The organism is Corynebacterium sp. KPL2734, assembly GCF_040225595.1.
GTDB classification, from domain to species: domain Bacteria; phylum Actinomycetota; class Actinomycetes; order Mycobacteriales; family Mycobacteriaceae; genus Corynebacterium; species Corynebacterium rhinophilum.
Genome location: NZ_JBEHFO010000004.1, coordinates 99,365 through 117,170, shown reverse-complemented (window position 1 = coordinate 117,170; position 17,806 = coordinate 99,365). Strand labels below are relative to the sequence as shown.

At 57.7% G+C, this 17,806-nt stretch carries 11 protein-coding genes and 3 tRNA genes; 10 read left to right on the top strand and 4 right to left on the bottom strand.

Annotated features, from left to right (window positions below; genetic code table 11):
• The first annotated feature begins 7 nt into the window (after window positions 1–7).
• The 3 genes from ABRP88_RS04145 (at window position 8) to ABRP88_RS04135 (ending at window position 5,393) form a co-directional block, all read left to right on the top strand.
• On the top strand, window positions 8–301 hold the full coding sequence (locus ABRP88_RS04145) for a hypothetical protein (RefSeq protein WP_284770527.1): 294 nt from the start codon (window positions 8–10) through the stop codon (window positions 299–301).
• Window positions 302–534: 233 nt separating this feature from the next.
• The gene (locus ABRP88_RS04140) at window positions 535–3,207 is read left to right on the top strand and encodes a YhgE/Pip domain-containing protein (protein WP_349836296.1); all 2,673 of its coding nucleotides are present in this window, start codon (window positions 535–537) and stop codon (window positions 3,205–3,207) included.
• Entirely contained in the window at window positions 3,204–5,393 is a 2,190-nt protein-coding gene (locus ABRP88_RS04135) for a YhgE/Pip domain-containing protein (protein ID WP_284782968.1), read from the top strand. The genes ABRP88_RS04140 and ABRP88_RS04135 overlap by 4 nt, the downstream gene beginning before the upstream one ends.
• Before the next feature lie 327 nt (window positions 5,394–5,720).
• On the opposite strand, the gene ABRP88_RS04130 is transcribed toward ABRP88_RS04135, so the two are convergent.
• From ABRP88_RS04130 to gltX, 4 genes are all read right to left on the bottom strand, one after another.
• Window positions 5,721–5,793: transfer RNA gene (locus ABRP88_RS04130), tRNA-Glu, on the bottom strand.
• Window positions 5,794–6,019: 226 nt separating this feature from the next.
• Window positions 6,020–6,092: transfer RNA gene (locus ABRP88_RS04125), tRNA-Glu, on the bottom strand.
• Between the two features lie 38 nt (window positions 6,093–6,130).
• Window positions 6,131–6,202, bottom strand: a tRNA-Gln gene (locus ABRP88_RS04120).
• 227 nt (window positions 6,203–6,429) lie between these two features.
• Window positions 6,430–7,923: a glutamate--tRNA ligase gene (gene gltX / locus ABRP88_RS04115; protein WP_349836294.1), complete on the bottom strand. Its 1,494-nt coding sequence runs from the start codon at window positions 7,921–7,923 to the stop codon at window positions 6,430–6,432.
• 233 nt (window positions 7,924–8,156) lie between these two features.
• On the opposite strand from gltX, the gene ABRP88_RS04110 reads away from it, so the two are divergent.
• From ABRP88_RS04110 to ABRP88_RS04080, 7 genes are read left to right on the top strand one after another with little or no spacing between them, the layout of a single operon-like run.
• A complete protein-coding gene (locus ABRP88_RS04110; RefSeq protein WP_349836293.1) occupies window positions 8,157–10,574 on the top strand; it encodes a choice-of-anchor M domain-containing protein in 2,418 nt (805 codons plus the stop codon).
• 56 nt (window positions 10,575–10,630) lie between these two features.
• Complete coding sequence (locus ABRP88_RS04105; RefSeq protein ID WP_349836292.1) at window positions 10,631–12,223, top strand: choice-of-anchor M domain-containing protein; 1,593 nt, start codon at window positions 10,631–10,633, stop codon at window positions 12,221–12,223.
• Window positions 12,223–13,728: an anchored repeat ABC transporter, substrate-binding protein gene (locus ABRP88_RS04100; protein ID WP_349836290.1), complete on the top strand. Its 1,506-nt coding sequence runs from the start codon at window positions 12,223–12,225 to the stop codon at window positions 13,726–13,728. The genes ABRP88_RS04105 and ABRP88_RS04100 overlap by 1 nt, the downstream gene beginning before the upstream one ends.
• The gene (locus ABRP88_RS04095; protein WP_349836288.1) at window positions 13,721–14,611 is read left to right on the top strand and encodes a choice-of-anchor M domain-containing protein; all 891 of its coding nucleotides are present in this window, start codon (window positions 13,721–13,723) and stop codon (window positions 14,609–14,611) included. Before ABRP88_RS04100 ends, ABRP88_RS04095 begins: the two co-directional genes overlap by 8 nt.
• Window positions 14,598–15,332 (top strand): anchored repeat-type ABC transporter ATP-binding subunit, encoded by a 735-nt coding sequence (locus ABRP88_RS04090; RefSeq protein ID WP_349836285.1) that lies wholly within the window; start codon window positions 14,598–14,600, stop codon window positions 15,330–15,332. Before ABRP88_RS04095 ends, ABRP88_RS04090 begins: the two co-directional genes overlap by 14 nt.
• Complete coding sequence (locus ABRP88_RS04085; RefSeq protein ID WP_349836283.1) at window positions 15,329–16,249, top strand: anchored repeat-type ABC transporter permease subunit; 921 nt, start codon at window positions 15,329–15,331, stop codon at window positions 16,247–16,249. Before ABRP88_RS04090 ends, ABRP88_RS04085 begins: the two co-directional genes overlap by 4 nt.
• The gene (locus tag ABRP88_RS04080; protein ID WP_349836280.1) at window positions 16,246–17,793 is read left to right on the top strand and encodes a choice-of-anchor M domain-containing protein; all 1,548 of its coding nucleotides are present in this window, start codon (window positions 16,246–16,248) and stop codon (window positions 17,791–17,793) included. The genes ABRP88_RS04085 and ABRP88_RS04080 overlap by 4 nt, the downstream gene beginning before the upstream one ends.
• The last annotated feature ends 13 nt before the right edge of the window (window positions 17,794–17,806 follow it).

The following is a 17,806-nucleotide window of genomic DNA, read 5'->3' as shown; positions in this document are numbered from 1 at the left end:
CATGATTATGACTCACGCTACCCACACTGAACACGAGCACACCCACGGCGAAGGCTGCGGCCACGTCGCTTTCCCGCACGAGGATCACACCGACTTCGTGCACGATGGCCACATCCACCGCGAGCACGAAGGCCACTGGGACGAGTGCGAGACAAACGAGCACATTGAGGCCGAAACGCACAGCGACCACACCCACGGCGAGGGTTGCGGCCACGTTGCTGTCCCGCACGGCGACCACGTTGACTACATCCACGACGGTCACCGCCACGCCGCTCACGGTGACCACTACGACGAGCACTAAGCCTCGCCAGTAAGCGCCCTGCAGCGCCCTAACGCCGCGATAATCCACCGCTAAGATGCATGGATTATCGCGGCGCTTTTCTATGCAATGGACCGGCGTGAGTTAACCTTTTATTAACCCTAGCCACGTTCCTGTGTGGTGCGCGATGGCCCAGGGGTGACGAAGCTGTCAATTTCGCGGAAACTGCCTGCTTGACTATTAGTTAACACCGTTTCGGTGCTACGGTCTTTCGAGTGATTACTAGTTGGAAGCTTTTTCTCCAAGACTTCGTCCGCCTGTGGCGGACGCCGCAAGTCTGGGTAATTCTTATCGGATTGATGGTTACCCCTGCCTTATATTCTTGGGTCAACGTCTCCGGTTTTTGGGATCCTTACGGCAATACCGAACACCTCAAGGTAGCCGTGGTGAACGAGGACAAGGGTGCCTCGTCAGATCTCACCGGCGATATTGACGTCGGCGGGCAGATGATGGAAAAGCTGCACAACAACGACAAGCTCGGCTGGCAGTTTATGGACCGCGGCGAAGCCGAGCACGCCGTGAAATCCGGCGATGTTTTTGCATCCATCATCGTGCCGGAGGATTTTTCTTCCGACTTTGTCAGCCTGTTCCAAGGCACGTACTCTCAGCCCACCTTGGAGTATCAGGTCAATGAAAAAATCAATGCCATCGCCCCCAAGGTCACTGACACTGGTTCTTCTACCCTCGAAACCACGATTAGCGCGACCTTTAATGAAAACGTCGCGAAATCGGTTTCCACCGAGTTGAGAAACTCTGGCGGCGACCTCAGCGATAGGATCAATAGTGCCGCCGGCAATACCGCGAATTCCTTCTCAGAGACCGCCGGTACCGTGGCTAATTCGCGCAATTCCTTGGCGGATGTCAACGCCACTATCGATGATGCTCGTCCCACCATCGCACAGGCGCGCACGGCGCTAGGCTCCGTGCAGACCACGATTGATGACGCGCAGCAGGCATTAAATCAGGTCACCTCCTTGACCGACGAGGTGCAAAAGGAAGTTACTTCCTTCGCCGACGATGCCACCGCCGCCTATATCCAAGGCACGACTGCGCTTGCCGATGGCACCGCAAACGCCAATGCCAATATCGGCTCTGTCACCGGCCGGTTAAACGGCGCACTCAACCGCGTCGATGCCGCCACCGACGGCGCCCAAGGCATCCTCGGTCAGGCTGATAAAGCCATCGACCAATTAGCCGGTGTCGCTGCCCTGCCAGCCCTTCCCCCAGAGATATCGCAGCAGATCAACCAGTCGGTTTCTGATCTGCGTGACCGCAACAATCAAAACCGCGCGGTATTAGGAGAGCTGGATTCCCTTAATAGCGATACCAACGCCACCCTTGATTCGCTGAATAAGACCTCGGAATTGCTCAATTCCATGGCCTCCCAGGCCCGCGATGATTCCCACGGGCTGCGCGATGACGTGTCCAACGGCCTGCCTAAGCTGAATTCCGCACTTTCTAATGTTTCCGCTACCGCCGGGCGCCTATCTGCCTCGCTCAACAGCCAAAAGGCTCTGGTTGGGCAAACGGACGGGCTTCTCGGGGGCGTCGACGAGCAGTTGACCCACGCCCAAGAAGTGGTAAAGCGCTTCTCGGTTGATCTGGATCGCGTTGAGGAAGGTCTTCGTTCCGCACGCACCGATGTTATTGCCTTGAGCAACACAGCTAATAACAACACCGTGCTGAAGTCCGTCAACGGTCTTGATACAGACCACGTGTCTTCCTTCCTCTCCTCGCCCGCAGAGATGGAAAGCCATGCAGTCTTCCCTGTCACGCACTACGGCTCCGGCATGTCCTCGCTGTTTATCAACCTCACGCTGTGGATCGGTGCCTTTATGCTCCTGATCATTTTCCGCGCCGAGGTTGACCCGCAGGGCCGCCGGGATCTGACCATCAATAAGGCCTATTTCGCGCGCTTCTTGCTCCTCGGCTTTTTCGCCATTGCGCAGGCGCTAATCGTGTCCATCGGTAACTTGGTCATCGGCGTGGAGCATGTCAGCGCCACCGCTTACGTCCTTACCTCCGTATTCATCAGCCTGTGCTACCTCAGCATTACCTATGGCTTGGTCTCGACATTTGGCCACGTGGGCCGTGGTATCGCGGTGGTCCTCGCCTTCATCCAAATTCCCGGCGCATCGGGCCTGTATCCCATCGAGATGACGCCGGACTTCTTCCGCGCCGTCCATCCCTTCTTGCCCTTTACTTACGGCATCGATGCCATGCGCGAGACGGTGGGCGGATTCTACGGCACCCATTACATCCGCGATATCGCCGCGTTGACTGGCATGGCGGTTGTTGCCTACCTCATGGGCACCCTCTTAAGGCGCGGGTTGTCCAACGTCACCATGCTGGTCAATGACGAGCTGGCCAAGGGCGGGCTCGTTATCAACGAACAGGTCCACCTGATTGGCAGCCGCTACCGCTTCACCGATCTTCTGTATGCCTCCGCGGACCGCGAGGGATACCAAAAGAGCTTGGATACCAAGTGGTTGACCGCTCGGAAGAATTATTCTCAGTTGATGAAGCTCACGATCGCCATCGGGGTAGCCTTGGTGCTCGCGCTCGTGATTTGCTCCCGATTCATGCCGGACCAGAAGGCGATCCTTTTCGGCATTGCGTGCCTCGTTGCGCTGATTGCGGTCGCGGTCATTTGTTCGCTGGAATACGTAAAACAAAGTATTGCGCACGATAACCGCCTGGCGGATCTCAGCGATGAAGAAATCCAGCAGCACCTAGAGCATCAACGCCAAAACCCCAATCAGTATCGGCTAGAAGATGTCCAGTCAGATAAGCACGCGGAAATATCTTCTACCCCACAATCGCAGGCCGATACTACTAATAAGCCCGCCGGCGACGGCGAAGAATCCGGAAAGGGAGATAAGTCATGAACAATATCCTGACCATTCTCCGCGATGACCTCAAGGCCATCCGTGGCAACGTAATGACCGCCGTCATCATTTTCGGCCTCGCCATTATCCCGCTGCTATTTACCACCTTTAACGTGCTCGCCAGCTGGGACCCGTTTGCCAATACCAAACAACTCAAAATCGCCGTCGCCAGTGAGGATGAGGGCCACCAAAGCGACCTTGCTTCGCTCAAGCTCAATTTAGGCGATGAAGTTTTATCCCAGCTCAGCCGCAACGACGAAATCAACTGGGTTCTTACCAATAGCGATGATGCCGTAGAGGGCACCAAGTCCGGTGAGTACTACGCTGGCATCGTCTTGCCCAAGGATTTCAGCTCCAACCTCCTCACCTTCTACGTGGAAGGCACCGAGCCAAGCAAACTTAATCTCTATACCAATGAGAAGAAGAACGCGCTGTCGACCACGATTACCCAACGCAGCGCTACCGGTGTGATTGAGAAGATCGACGAGTCCTTTACCCGCGTTGTGTCCAATGTGGGCCTTGGCGTCATTTCCTCGCTGGACCAGTACCTTGATGAGGGCGATACCCAGGCCGCGCTGAATAACGTTCACAACCGAGTCAATACCGTACAGTCGCGCCTCGATGCAGCCTCTGGCACGGTCATGGCGCTGAGTAACCTGGTAGATTCCACCATTCCGCTCACCCAGGCAGCCAATAATATCCTGAATGAAGCGGGAAACCAGGCTTCCAGTACCACCAATGACAACGGCGAGTCGCCCATTGATATCTTAAAGTCCACGCTGGATGAGTCCACTGGTTCCTTGGATGCGTCCCTCGCCGCGACGACGCAGAGCTACGAGGTCCTATCCTCACAAATCGAGGAATTGCTGAACAATGCTAGCGCCACCTCCGCGCAGACCGCCCAAACCTTCCGCACTGCCGCAGACCGCGTGGGACAGCAGACCGCAGCCTTCCAGGGCGTAAAGGACAGTATCCAGAAGGAAGCCGATAAGGTCGATCTTCCAGGCCCTGTAGCGGCAGGTTATGCGGCCGTGATGGGGCAGCTGGATGCCAGCATCGCCCAGAGCAATGCGTTGCACGATTCTTTGACTTCTACGGCCGATAACATCGAAAACGGCGGGAATTCCCAGGAGTCCAAGCAACAAACGCAAGCTGCGATTGCCAGCGCCAAGCAGGCAGTCGAAAACGCCCGCAACTCCTATAACTCCAATCTGAAGCCACAGCTAGCGGCTCTGGGAGATAGCGTGGGCACGGTTGCCAACGATGTTGATGCGGTCAAGCGCGATATCGCAGGCATCCGCAATACCATCTCTAATGACAACGATGCCCTCGTGCGGGCGCGCGATCTAACGGCAAGTCTATCCGGTACCTTGCAGCATCAGGCGGGTCGCTTTGGCGAACTCAGCCAAAAGATCGATGAGATCCGCGACGGCGGGGACCTAAGTCAGCTCGCCGATCTCATTGGCGATGACCCCGAGCTTCTGGCCTCTCGGATCGCTTCGCCGGTCAATGTGGACCGCCAGCCCATCTACGATGTTGCTTCTTTCGGTGTTGGTATGACGCCGTTCTACCTCACGCTTTCGCTGTGGGTAGGCGCCCTGCTCGCCTGCGTGCTGGTGCACACCAACGCCGAGCGCAAGTACTTGAAGAAGAACGAAGACCTCGACAAGAAGGATCACTTCACCAGGAACCAAGTCTTCTTGGGCCGCTTCCTTACCTTTGGTCTCATCGGCATCGCCCAAGCCACCTTCGCCGTCCTCAGCCTGATTTTCTTCGTGGAGATCGAGCCCGAGCACCCATTCATGATGCTCTTTGCCTCGTGGATAATCTCACTGGTGTTTATGTTGATAATATATTCACTGGTTATCACATTCGATAGCGCGGGCAAGGCCCTCGCGGTGCTGCTCTTGGTTATCCAAGTCTCCGGTTCCGGCGGCGCCTATCCTCTGCCGCTGCTTCCGGAGTGGTTCCAAAATGTCAGCCCGTGGCTGCCAGCCACCTACGGCATCGACGCGTTCCGCAGCGCCATCGCCGGCATTTACGAGGCCGATATCCTCCGCGAGCTCGGCATGCTCCTTCTCTTCGCTATCCCGGCGCTTATCCTCGGCCTGTTCTTGCGCCCCGCCATGGATAACTACCACAAGCGCCTCCAGAAGGCGATTAAGAAGACAAAGGTCATGGCATAGCCTTCCCCACCTTCAAACAACGCCCAGTGCAGCCTGAGAGGCTCTCTGGGCGTTCTTTTTGTAGTGACAGGCCCATCCCCCCTTCCCTTGGCGCTCACGGGGAGCACAACCCAGCCCCATTCCCGCTGACCCCGTGAGCGCAAAGGGCGGGCTGCAGCTACAGCAGGCGCTTTCCGATGCCTCCCTCGCTGCGCCGCACTTTTCCCAATGCGGCGCAGCGAGAGCCGTTTAAACGCCGCTTAATCTAATTCTCTAGCCCTGGGAAGCGCAGAAAGAAAATGGCAAAAGAAAAGGCTGCGAGCGTTAAAGCTCGCAGCCATAAATATGTACCCCGTACGGGATTTGAACCCGTGTTACCGGCGTGAGAGGCCGGCGTCCTAGGCCGCTAGACGAACGGGGCTCGTTCGCACGTAGCATGCAATTCAAAAGCTGTGCTGCTTAAAGCTTGCTTGCTGCGGACTCGTTAAACAGTAAACGATGGGTAAACACAATACAAATCAGCAGATAGTACGGGGATTCGTGCCGGTAAATCCCCCAGTTAAGACCCACTTTGGTCCCGATTAAGCCGCAAGCGCACATACGGAAAATTCCTCCAACCGCAGTGGCTGGAGGAATCTTTTTATTTGTACCCCGTACGGGATTCGAACCCGTGTTACCGGCGTGAGAGGCCGGCGTCCTAGGCCTCTAGACGAACGGGGCATAGAACTAGTGAGCCTGCTTTAAAAGCATTTTCACTGCTGGCCTACCAGGACTCGAACCTAGAATGGCGGTACCAGAAACCGCTGTGTTGCCAATTACACCATAGGCCATTTGCTCACTCGCTCGGAATCGCATCCTTATCGGCTGCGTTCCCTTGCTTGCTGCAACGTGTTATAACTATAATGATCGTTGCCCAATGCACCAAATCGCCAGCGCAACTCGCATTTTTAGGCGCTTTTCTTGAGCTAAAATAAAGCGGCGGATGACATCTGTGTAGTTCGATGTTCATCCGCCGCTTTAACGGGCTTTCCCCGTCAGGCTTCTGATGGTTCCGGCATTACTCGGCCGCAGGAGTGTACGGAGTTACCTCACGGGCAGCACGCAGGCGCGCCAAGGTGGACTCTTTGCCCAGAAGTTCCATGGACTCAAAGAGCGGTGGCGAAACCTGTGCGCCGGAAATAGCTACACGCAGCGCGCCGTAGGCCTTGCGTGGCTTTAGCTCTAGGTCCTCAATGAGCGCCTTGGATAGCGCGGTTTCAATAGCGTCAGTCTTCCACTCCTCTACCGCCTCAAGGGTGTCAATGCCCACCTCGAGGGGTTGGACGGCATCGTCCTTCAGGTTCTTCTTGGCCGCTTTTTCATCCAGGGTGAGCTCAGCATCGGGCGTGATGAGGAAGCTGAGTAGCCCATAGGCATCGGCAAGCGTCTTAATGCGCGTTTGCACCAAGTCCGCAGCGAAGGCGAATTTCTCACCGTCATAATCGGCTGGGAAGTCCGTGTACTCCGTCAGGTAATTGCGCAGGCGGAAGGCAAACTCCTCGGGCTCGAGCAGTCGAATATGATCGGCGTTGATGGCCTCGAGCTTCTTCTGGTCAAAGCGGGCGGGGTTACCCAGAACATCATTGACATCGAAGTCCTCAATCAGCTCATCCATGCTGAAGATGTCCTTATCCGCCGACAGGGACCAACCCAACAGCGACAAGTAGTTGAGCATGCCTTCTGGGATGATGCCGTTATCGCGGTGATTGAAGAGGTTAGACTGCGGGTCACGTTTGGACAGCTTCTTCTTCCCCTCGCCCATCACGAAGGGAAGGTGACCAAACTCCGGGGTAAATTCCGCGATGCCAATTTCCTTCAGCACGTCATACATGGCCAGCTGGCGCGGGGTGGATGAGAGAAGATCCTCGCCGCGCAGTACGTGGGTAATGCGCATCAGCGCGTCATCTACCGGGTTAACCAGGGTGTACAGCGGAGCTCCGTTGGAGCGCGCCACCACGTAATCAGGCTGAGTTTCAGATTTGAAGGACATCTCGCCGCGCACAAGGTCGGTCCAGGCCCAGTCCTTGTCTGGCATGCGCAGGCGCCAGACAGGCTTGCGACCTTCAGCCTCAAAGGCATCGATCTGTTCTTGCGTCAGGTCGCGGTCGTAGTTGTCATAGCCCAACTTGGGATCGCGCCCGGCTGCCTTGTGCCGTTCTTCTACCTCTTCCGCGGTGGAGTAGGCAGGGTAGACATGTCCGGCATCGATAAGCTTATTGAGCACATCTTTATAAATGTCCATGCGCTGGGACTGCCGGTACGGTTCATGCGGGCCACCCACATTGACGCCCTCGTCCCAGCCCAATCCGAGCCAGGTCAAGGAATCAATGATGGCCTGATAGGACTCTTCCGAGTCACGGGCAGCATCGGTATCTTCGATGCGGAAAATCAATTTTCCGCCGGTGTGGCGGGCATAGGCCCAGTTAAACAGGGCCGTGCGCACCATGCCAACGTGCGGGGTACCAGTGGGAGAAGGGCAAAATCTAACGCGAACTTCAGTCATGGCCACCATCGTAGTGGAGCCACAGGACACAGTCCGCACCAGCCCAAACCAGCGCCTGACTCTACCACCCAAAAGTGCGTCCCCATTTACTTTATTACACGCAAAAAGGGGTAGATGATAACGAGTTCCATTATAAACACACTGGTAAAAGGGAACGGTTTTCAAAAGATTATCCAGTATTGGGAATCGTTTTCTATAGTTTCGAGGTGAACTACTGACAACTGCAGAAAGGTAACGCGCTGGTGGCTTCTCCTCGTATCCGCTTCATCGCCGCATTCAGCACGATCGCGCTGATTGCCCCGGCTACCGCCTACGCCGGTCCAGACGATGGCAAACACATCGCGACCCAAACCCACGTCGATTCTCCCAAGAGTTTTTGGGAAAACGACAACTTCCTGCTGCGATCCGAATTTCCCGGCCAAACGCCGCCGCTCATCGATGACACCGTTGCCTGGATTGGCAAAGGCTATACCCGCGAAGACGAGAACGGTAAGCGCCACCAGAACTTTATGTATTCCCTGCCGCAAAACGGTACGCAGGATTACATCGGCGCCCCAGGCACCACGTACTACACTGCCCCGTACCAGGCCTCCGCCAACCAAGAACCCATCTGGATCGGTTTCGGCGCAGACACTGGGCTTCCCGTGAAAGATTTCCGCGATAACATCGCCTTCCTCGACCTTTTAAGCGTGGATGGCCCAGGCGACGTGGAGCTTTTTACCAATAAGGACGATAAAGACGGCACTAATCTCAATCGCATGCTGGGTTCGTTCGAGGACTCACCACACTCTGCTTTTCTCGAACGTGGTAGCCACACTCACAACTACACGCTCTTTACCAAGCCCGGCCGTTATCGCTTGACCTTTCGCACCACCGCGCGCACGGCGGATGGCCAACTCGTGGCTAGTGAGCCGCAGACCACCAGCTACCAAGTGGGCGGACAAAAGCCAAAGGATGAAAAGACCCCAAGCCTCAAAGAGCGCTTTGATAGCTCCTCCTCCGGTGATGCCGCCGCTGCTGGCTACAGTCTGAGCCTGGACAAAAAGCAGAACCCGGAAAAAGACGGTGACGATAAGCTCACCACCATTTCCTTCGATGCAAAGAACAAGGCATCCGGCACGCTTACGCTGCTTATCGATGGTTACTTCCTCACCGATCTGCCCGTCACCGACGGCCACGCCGAGTGGGATGAGTACATGGGCCCAGAATCCTCTAATATCCAGGCCGTCTTTACCCCAGAAGGCGATGCGCCACGCTGGATTTCGCAGCAGGTGGAATTTACCCCGGGCTCTCCCTCCCAAACCGATTCTTCCACTACCGAAGACAAGTGGGAAGAAACCGAGAATCCGCGCCAGCTGGCCCCTACCGAAGAGGTAACGCTGCAAGAAACCGGCTATACGGTGCGGATGCGCAAACAAGGTGAAGAAGGAACCAAAATTATCATCGACATGGATGATAAAAACTTCAGCGGCGTGATGACTGGTGGTCTCTACGAAAACAAGAACGACGAGGAATCTTCTACTTCGGTGGAAGCAGCGATTACCAAGGGCCACGGAGAAGCCACTTTTACCTACGGTAGGTACTCCGAAAACTACACTGCCAAAATCAACGTCTTCCCGCACTCCACGGTCCAGGCCGGCCACGGAAGCACGGTGCTGACCGAGTCCTACAAACTCGATGAAAACTACGAAGTAAAAGAGGAGCTTTCTACCAGCGCGGAGGATAACACCGCTACCCCAGGCGGAAAGCCTGGGTCCGGCGGTTCACCCGCGCCCGGCGATACGCCGGCACCATTTCAACCGCCAAAGGACGAGGAGGCTCAGCGGTGCAGCGAAAAGCAGGTACTTGACCGCGGGCACGTCGATATCAAGGCACTTCCTACGGACGATGGTTTCCGCACCGTCCTGCGCGATGACACAGGACAAATTGATAAGAACTCGGTAGACCGCTCGTTGGATGACGTCGTGCTTGGCGTACACAAAAACGCGCTCACTCCCCGCTCCAAGCAGCTGGGTGATAAGAAATTCGATTTCCTTGGCAATATCGGTGACCGTTTCTACCACCTGCCGCAGACGCAGAACCAAGCCATCATCTGGCCGGGGTATAACACCGAAGAATTGGATTACTCCAAGATGAAAGATGGCAAAGTCAATTTGAACGTTAAGCCCACGCACACGCCAGAGGGCGCTGAGTGGGGCGCATATATAGATAAGGCCAGGGGTGTCGGTTACGACGTCCTTGCCAATTCTGCCGAAAACGACCACACGATCGAGACCACCTTCGCATCGCACAGGCATACCCACTGGGCTTTTACCAAGCCGGGCATCTACACGTTCGAGGCAACCTATACGGCAACTACCACCGACGGCAAAGAACTTGCGTCGGAGCCGCAGACGTTGACCTTTGCCATTGGTGATGACGCGGTGAAGTCCTGTTCTACGGCTGCGCCATCCGATTCCTCATCGGAAAAACCTTCCGAGAAGCCGTCCAAGCCCTCGAAACCGTCTAAGCCGTCCGAGCCGTCAGCTCCCGGAGGGTCATCGTTTAATCCTTGGACCCTGGTCTTGCCTGCGGTTCTTGGCATCACCTTCAAGGCCTTCTACAACTTCTTCCGCGACAACCAAGATCTCATTCGTGAGCGCTTTGGCTGGCGCATCTAACTAATAATCCACTGCTCAGGGGACCCCACCCCAGGCGCTTTAAAGGAAATTCAACCATGGATACCAACACCATTTCGCGCACCAGAGCCCACCGGCCTGGCAGCCGCATCATCGCGGCGGTGATTACCGCCCTCATCGCGTTTTTCGTTCCGGTTACACCGGCCTTGGCCTTCGATGAGGTCTTTGATTCTGGCCATATCGACGCGTTCTACGTCACGGCACCGGATGGCCAGCTGCACCTATCTATGCAGGAAGATGTCACCGGCTCGCACGTCCAGGGCCCCGGCGATGACGTACTGCTCCAAGTAGTGGAATCCGCATGGTCCGATGCCACCGAGGGCGTTCCCGAGATTGGCGAATCGACCTACTTCCTGCCCCAAACCCAGGACCCAAATATCATCTGGCCGGGCTGGGATACGCAGCCGGCACGCGATGGTGGCTTTACCAGTGTTGACTTCGAGTTCACCAATATCTCTGGGCCGGGCTCGGTCTATGTCTTTGAAACCTCTGGGTTCGGCAACGTCGGTGCCGTGACCAATTCCGGTTCGATGGAGCTCACCAGCGGCGAGGTTATTAACCAGCCGAGTCCTGCACACCGCCACGTCAACTGGGCTTTCAGTGAGGCTGGTACGTACGAGATGACCGTCCAAGCCTCCTCCAACGGCCAAACCAGTAACGCGGTGACCTATACCTGGCAGGTGGGCGAAGGCGGCGATGCCGTCACCACTCACCGTTCTGCGGGCGGTGCTGGCGATGCAGACAACTCCGGCAATGACGCCGGACACAGCAAATCCGAGGGTGGCCAAGGTGGCAACGCTGCAAGTAGTGGACAGTCCACGGATCCAGAATGCCGGCCGGGTATCATCCCGAAGATCAAAGACGATACGGTCTCGCCACCGCAGTGGCGCGATGCCGATGGCGCGACTTTCTACCTCTCCGATAATTCCGGCGTCGAGCTTCCAGAAGATGTTGGACCCGTATCGGCCGGACAAGCGTGGATGATCGGTTCTACGCAGGTCGATGGCGTGCCATGGCTCGGCGCGAATACCCAGAGCCCCTCCATGCGCGAGCACATTCCAGGTGAAGTTACTTGGGAGCTCGTTGATATGAAGGGCCCTGGCGCCATGATGGTCTACAGCCAGGGTGGCCTGGGCAAGATCGTCGGCGATGAATGGTTCCGCGGCGCAAACGGCGCCGTCGAAGGCAGCTACAATATCGCGCCCAATACCCACGTGCACCCCAACTGGGTCTTCGAAAAGCAGGGCACTTACGACGTCACCATCCGCCAGGTGGCCCAGACCTCTGCTGGCAAGCAAGTAGCTGGACAGGCAACGCTGCACTTTGTCGTGGGCGGCGGCAAGCCAGATGGTGCCTTCGATAATGGTCACTTTGACCTGGGCGCGGAAGTAACCCCAGATGGCGGCGACTGTGGTGTTGGCGCCGCAGCCGGCGCGGGCTCTAATGGCTCCGGCGCTGGCCAGGATGGAGCCAGCGGTTCCGGTGCGAACGCATCCGGTAAGGGTGGCAATGCGGCTCTTGCCAATACTGGCACCCCCACTATGCCGCTTGGCATCGGTGTGCTCGGCCTGGGCATGCTGTTCCTTGGCCTGGGCATCGCAAGGCTCGCTGTCGCGAGGGCAAAGAATTAATGCCAGTGCCCCACTACCGTTTCGTACCGCGCGGGCTGCAGGCCGTCGGGGCGCTCTTTAGCGTCTCCCTCCTTGCGGCAGGCTGCACGACCTCGGCAGCGGTGGATACCTCCGATCGCTTCAGCGTGGTGGCGACGACGCCCATTCTGGCGGATATCGCCCGCCACGTCGCAGGCGAGGATGCATCGGTCACCGGGCTTATCCCCAGTGGAAAGGACCCGCACACCTTCGAGCCCACACTGCGCACGGTACGCAATGTGGCCAATGCGGATCTTGCCTTGAGCAATGGATACCTCTTGGAACCGCAATCGCTGATAGATACGCTGCACGAGTCCACAGATGCGCCCGTGGTAGAGGTCGCAGACTCGGCCTCCACCCGCGGTGCGACCCTCGTGCCGCTGGTAGAAGATGTCTCCCTGGATGCCATCTGGTTGGGCCTGCGCATTAGCGGTGCCGAGCAGCGCAACTCTGGCGTTGATTTCCGCATGGTCTCTGCCGAGGGGCCAGGCGATGTCGCCGCCTACGTGGTCTCGACCTTCGGCACGCCGGAGGTGCTATTTAATAGCGCCGATGGCATCGACGCGGGCGATGATTCGGTCACCCTCCCGGCTAATGCGCACACGCACGTCTCCTGGGGTTTTTCTGAGCCGGGCATCTATAAGCTTGGCTTTCAGGCCGATGGCACAGAGGTAGAGCACCTCACCGTCGCGGTAGGCGTGAACCCGCCGGAGGATATGGATGTCATTGATTCCGGCCACGTGGATATTGCCGCTGATGTGGCAGCGGGATCTATTGATTTACGCGATCAAGACCAGCATTTTGATCCCGCGCATACCGCGGTGGCAGTCCCCTCCTCGGTCCTGCAGCCCATTCCGCCGGATCCCGCTTATCGCTTCTTGGGCACCCCCGGCGCGGATACGTACCTACTCCCCCAGGCAGTCTTGGGTAAGCATATCCACGGCGAGGTGGACCCACACTTGTGGCACAACGTGGACAATGCCATTGCCTATGTCGATGTCATTGCTGAAGAAATGGCGAATGCGGATCCGTCCCACGGCGCCGATTACCGCGCCCGTGCTGAATCCTATATCGCGGAATTGCGCGAGCTGGACGAGTACGTAGACCGCGCGATTTCGTCTATCCCGCAGAGTAATCGGCACTTGGTCACCACCCACCACGGCTATGCCTACTTAGAGCAAGGCTACAGCCTTTCGGTGGCCGGGTTTGTTACCCCTAATCCCGCCATTGAGCCTTCGCCACGCGAGGTCATTGCCCTGCGCCGGACGCTGGAGAACCTGCACCTTCCTGCGGTCTTTGTGGAGCCGGTGGAGCAAGCCAGCGCCAGCACGCTGAAGGAAGCCGCCGCGCAGCAAAACGTGGAGCTGTGCCCCATTTACGGCGACACGCTTGATGATGCCGTGCCTACTTATATCGATCTCATGAAATTCAATGCTGACTCGCTGCAGCGTTGCCTACATCCTTCGAATGGAGATAACCATGCTTAACCTTGCCTCTCGTACCGTTACCCGCGCGGCCACTCGCACGGCAGCCTGCATTGTCACTGCGGGCCTCGCCCTATCCGCAACGCCCGCCTGGGCCGGCGACCTCGCGCAAGTGGTTGGCGCGGATGAAACCGTTGCGCCAGAGGGCGAAGAAAAGGTCATCGATGCCGGCCACGTTGATATCGGCACGCTGTTAGACGGCTCCGATGTCGAGCTTTTGGCCCGCGATGATGCGGGCGACTCCCCGGTGTGGCGCCACCTCGATGACCTCGTATTTTCGGTCAGCGATGCGGCCCAGCAGACGCTGCCGGATACCGAAGATTTCAGTTTCGTCGGTGCCCAATCCGGCGAGGATGTCTGGGTGGTCCCGCAGACTGAGCAGGTCGGCGTCCCGTGGCTGGGGTGGAATACCCAGGCGCCTTCGCTTGTCGATAACGCCGATCGCGGCGTTACTATGGAATTCCTCGGACACTCCGGCCCAGGGGATTTTTCCCTCTTTTTGCAAAACGGTGGCTTTGAGGCACCCCAGCTGCTGTGGTCTACGGCAGAAAAAAGCGAGTCTGAGTTCTGGGTAGATCTCAATACGCACACTCACGCCAACTGGACTTTCACGGAGCCGGGCACCCACCAGGTGGCCATCCGGGTTAAGGGTGAAACCACAGACGGCGAGGAGTTTAGTACCGACGGCGTGCTGACTTTCGCTGTGGGCGACGGCGCAGATATCCAGGCAGCCCAGGATGCGGAGTGGAGCCCAGCAGAGGCCACGACCGAGGATTCTTCCCTCCCGGTATGGGTTTATGTTTTGGTCGGCGGCGGAATCATCGTGCTGATCGCCGGTGTTGCCGTGCTCGTGAAATCCCGCAAGCGGGGCGATGGCCATGCCTAAGCCGTGCATTCAGGTGCGCGGATTGCAGGTAGCACTATCTGGCCGCACCGTTATTGAAGATGCCAATCTCGAGGTAGGCACCGGTGAATTCATTGGGCTCTTAGGCCCCAATGGTGCGGGCAAAACCACGCTGATGCGCGCCATTTTGGGGCTTATTCCTTCCTCTGGCACGTGTACCGTCACTGGCTCCGTGGGCTATGTTCCGCAGCGCCACGAGGTGGAATGGGGCTTTCCCATTAACGTGTACCGCACCGTGCTCAGCGGGCGCACCGGGCTCATCGGGTGGTTTAAGCGCCCTGGGAAAAAGGACCATGCGGCCGCCGCGGAGGCGCTGCGCTTGGTACATATGGAGGAATTTGCCTCCAGACCCATCGAGGAGCTTTCCGGCGGCCAGCGCCAGCGCGTATTGATCGCCCGCGCCCTGGCCATTCAGCCGGAGGTCTTACTACTCGATGAACCTTTTACCGGGCTCGACGCCCCAAATACCGAGGCCCTACTAGAGCTTTTCGCCGAGCTTGCGGCGCAAGGGAAATCCATCGTGATGTCTACCCACAATCTGTCGGAGGCAGCGCACACGTGCAAGCGCCTGGTGCTATTTAATCGCACGGTTATTGCGGATGGCCCCGCCGATGAGCTTTTGGCAGACAAGGATCCGTGGACCCGTGCATTTGGCGTCAGTGCCTCTTCCCCGTTGCTCGCTGCGATTGGAGTGGCTGCATGATTGATATCTCATTTATCGATTTCTTGCGGGATTTGACCAATCCCCACCTCGATTTCCTCGCCAGGGCGGTGGGCATTTCGCTCATCGCCGCCATCGTGTGCGGGGTCATCGGCTGTTATGTGGTGCTGCGTGGCATGGCCTTTATTGGCGATGCCGTCTCGCACGCCGTGTTCCCAGGCCTGGCCGTCGCCTTTGCTCTGCAGACCTCGGTCTTGCTGGGCGGGGCGGTTGCCGGTGCGGTCGTCGCGGTGCTCATCGCCGCGTTTTCACAACGCAACCACGTGCGCGCGGATTCCATCATCGGCATCTTTTTCGCCGCCGCCTTTGCCTTGGGCATGGTGATTATTTCGCGCACGGATGGCTATAGCGCCTCGCTCAACAGCTTCCTCTTCGGATCGCTCACCGGCGTTTCGCGCACAGATATCAGCGTCGCCGCAAGCGTCTGTCTGGTGGTTCTGGCCGTGGTCGTAGCCTTTGGTCCGCAGCTAAACGCCACCTGCTTGGATCGGGAGACCGCCCGGGCCATGGGCCTGCCGGTCTTTGCCCTGGATATCATCCTCTACCTGTGCGTGACTGCCGCGGTGGTCATTTCCGTAAGCACGATCGGCAATATTTTGGTCCTCGCCCTGCTGATTACCCCGGCTGCTACGGCGCGCCTGCTCACGGCCAACCTCACCACAATGATGTTTCTCTCTGCCATCATCGGCGCCGTCTGCAGCTTCTTCGGCATCTATTTGGCATGGGCCATAGATCTTCCCGCGGGCGCGACCATCGTGCTCACGCTCACCGTCCTCTTCCTCATTGTCTGGGCCCTGCATCCCTTCTTGCGCTCCCGCCGCACACCCGGCCACTCTTCTCCTCGCGTGCCAGCCGACGCTTCCGAAAACTCCCCACGAAAGGAAACCATCGAATCATGAAACCCTTGTGCCGTACCGCTCTTGCCCTAGGCACCGCCGGATTCCTCAGCGTGGGAACCCTCACCGGTGTGGGCCTACCCTCTTCCGTTATGGCCACCGCGCATGCCGCAGAGACCTGCAGCGCCGAGGACTTTATCCGCATCACCGAAGGCCACCAAGACATGGCGCTCAAGGATGAAAACGGGGATATCAGCTTTGTGGTCAAAGACGACCAAAAAGAAAAGGAATACCAATCGGAAGAATTCGTGGTCGAGGTAGCGGAGAAGAACAAGCAGCCAATTTCAGCTCTCAACATCCCTTCCCTGCCCGAGGAAGGATGGGTGCTGCCGCAAACCCAGATTGAGGATGTTCCGTGGCTAGGTTTTAATACTCAGGAACTCTCCGAGGACTACCTCGGGTCCAAGCAGACAGCGACGCTCAGCATGGCCATCGCATCTGGCCCCGAGGATGGCCGCATTGTAGCTTTCCAGAATGAGGGCATCGGCGAGCTCAAGGTGCGGATGGATACCGAGGACGGCACCGCCTGGGATTATCCCGGCAAGTCCCACGCCCACCCTGCCTTCGCTTTTACCAAGCCAGGCACCTACGCCGTGAGCTTTACTTTTGAGCTTCCCGATGGCTCCCGCCACCACTTGCATGCCGGATTCCTCGTCGGCGATGACGCGGATGCAGCGGAGCTGTGCGGTGTCGACTACGAAGAATCCGACGATGCTGAGGCCAGCGTCCCTACGGGCGGAACCTCCCGCCCAAATCAGCTAGCCAAGGATATTAAAGGCGTAGATAAGGCCATCGCGGGCCTGGATAAGGAGCTGGAAAATACCCTGAAGGAAGGCCAAAAATTCCTCGAGGGCGATAAAAAGAAAGACAAAGGCGCCAAGGATAAATCCGGCGATAAGCCAACTAAGCAGGGCCAGTCCGGAGGCTCGAAAGAAGTCAAGAATTCTGGTTCGAAGCAGGGGTCCAACCAAGGCTCCAAGTCTGGGTCGAAGTCCGGCTCCACCAAGGGCTCTGCTCGCGGTTCTGGCCAGAGCAAGACTAACCAAGCCCACGGTTCTGGGGCCGGCTCTGGTGCTGCGTCGCGCAAATCGGGTGGGGGCTCGTCGAAGGGAGCATCGGCAAGCAGCGGCTCTCGCAGCGGTTCTAAGGCTGCACAATCCAAATCCGGCGGTAGTTCTGGCCAGAAATCCGCGGGCAAATCCACCCCGAAGTCCAAGAGCAGCAAGGCTAAGGACAGCAAATCTAAGGGCTCTAAGTCTGAGAACCGAAGCACGGCGCCGGTGCCCAACGCATCTGCGGGTGGCAAGGACCACAACAATGAGGCGCTTGCCGGTGCCGCCTACACCGCCTCACTGACCAAGAGCAGCTTTTGGGCGGGCATCTTGGCGGGGCTCGGCGCATTCGCGCTGGTGCTAGGAATTGGTCTTTTGGTCTATGTCCAATTCTTCCGCAAAAAGAAGCTAGCCGGCGAACAACCTGAGCAGCCAGAACAGCCAGTGCCGCCGCAGGCCGATGATGCCACGACGCAGATCCCGCGCATCGACTAGAAGCCTGAAAAGT

Bases quoted from the DNA above. Each gene is read 5' to 3' on its own strand.
- ABRP88_RS04085 (WP_349836283.1), top strand. From the start codon at position 15,329: ATGATTGATATCTCATTTATCGATTTCTTGCGGGATTTGACCAATCCC.
- gltX (WP_349836294.1), bottom strand. From the start codon at position 7,923: ATGGTGGCCATGACTGAAGTTCGCGTTAGATTTTGCCCTTCTCCCACT.
- ABRP88_RS04080 (WP_349836280.1), top strand. From the start codon at position 16,246: ATGAAACCCTTGTGCCGTACCGCTCTTGCCCTAGGCACCGCCGGATTC.
- ABRP88_RS04105 (WP_349836292.1), top strand. From the start codon at position 10,631: ATGGATACCAACACCATTTCGCGCACCAGAGCCCACCGGCCTGGCAGC.
- ABRP88_RS04095 (WP_349836288.1), top strand. From the start codon at position 13,721: ATGCTTAACCTTGCCTCTCGTACCGTTACCCGCGCGGCCACTCGCACG.
- ABRP88_RS04145 (WP_284770527.1), top strand. From the start codon at position 8: ATGACTCACGCTACCCACACTGAACACGAGCACACCCACGGCGAAGGC.
- ABRP88_RS04090 (WP_349836285.1), top strand. From the start codon at position 14,598: ATGGCCATGCCTAAGCCGTGCATTCAGGTGCGCGGATTGCAGGTAGCA.
- ABRP88_RS04100 (WP_349836290.1), top strand. From the start codon at position 12,223: ATGCCAGTGCCCCACTACCGTTTCGTACCGCGCGGGCTGCAGGCCGTC.
- ABRP88_RS04135 (WP_284782968.1), top strand. From the start codon at position 3,204: ATGAACAATATCCTGACCATTCTCCGCGATGACCTCAAGGCCATCCGT.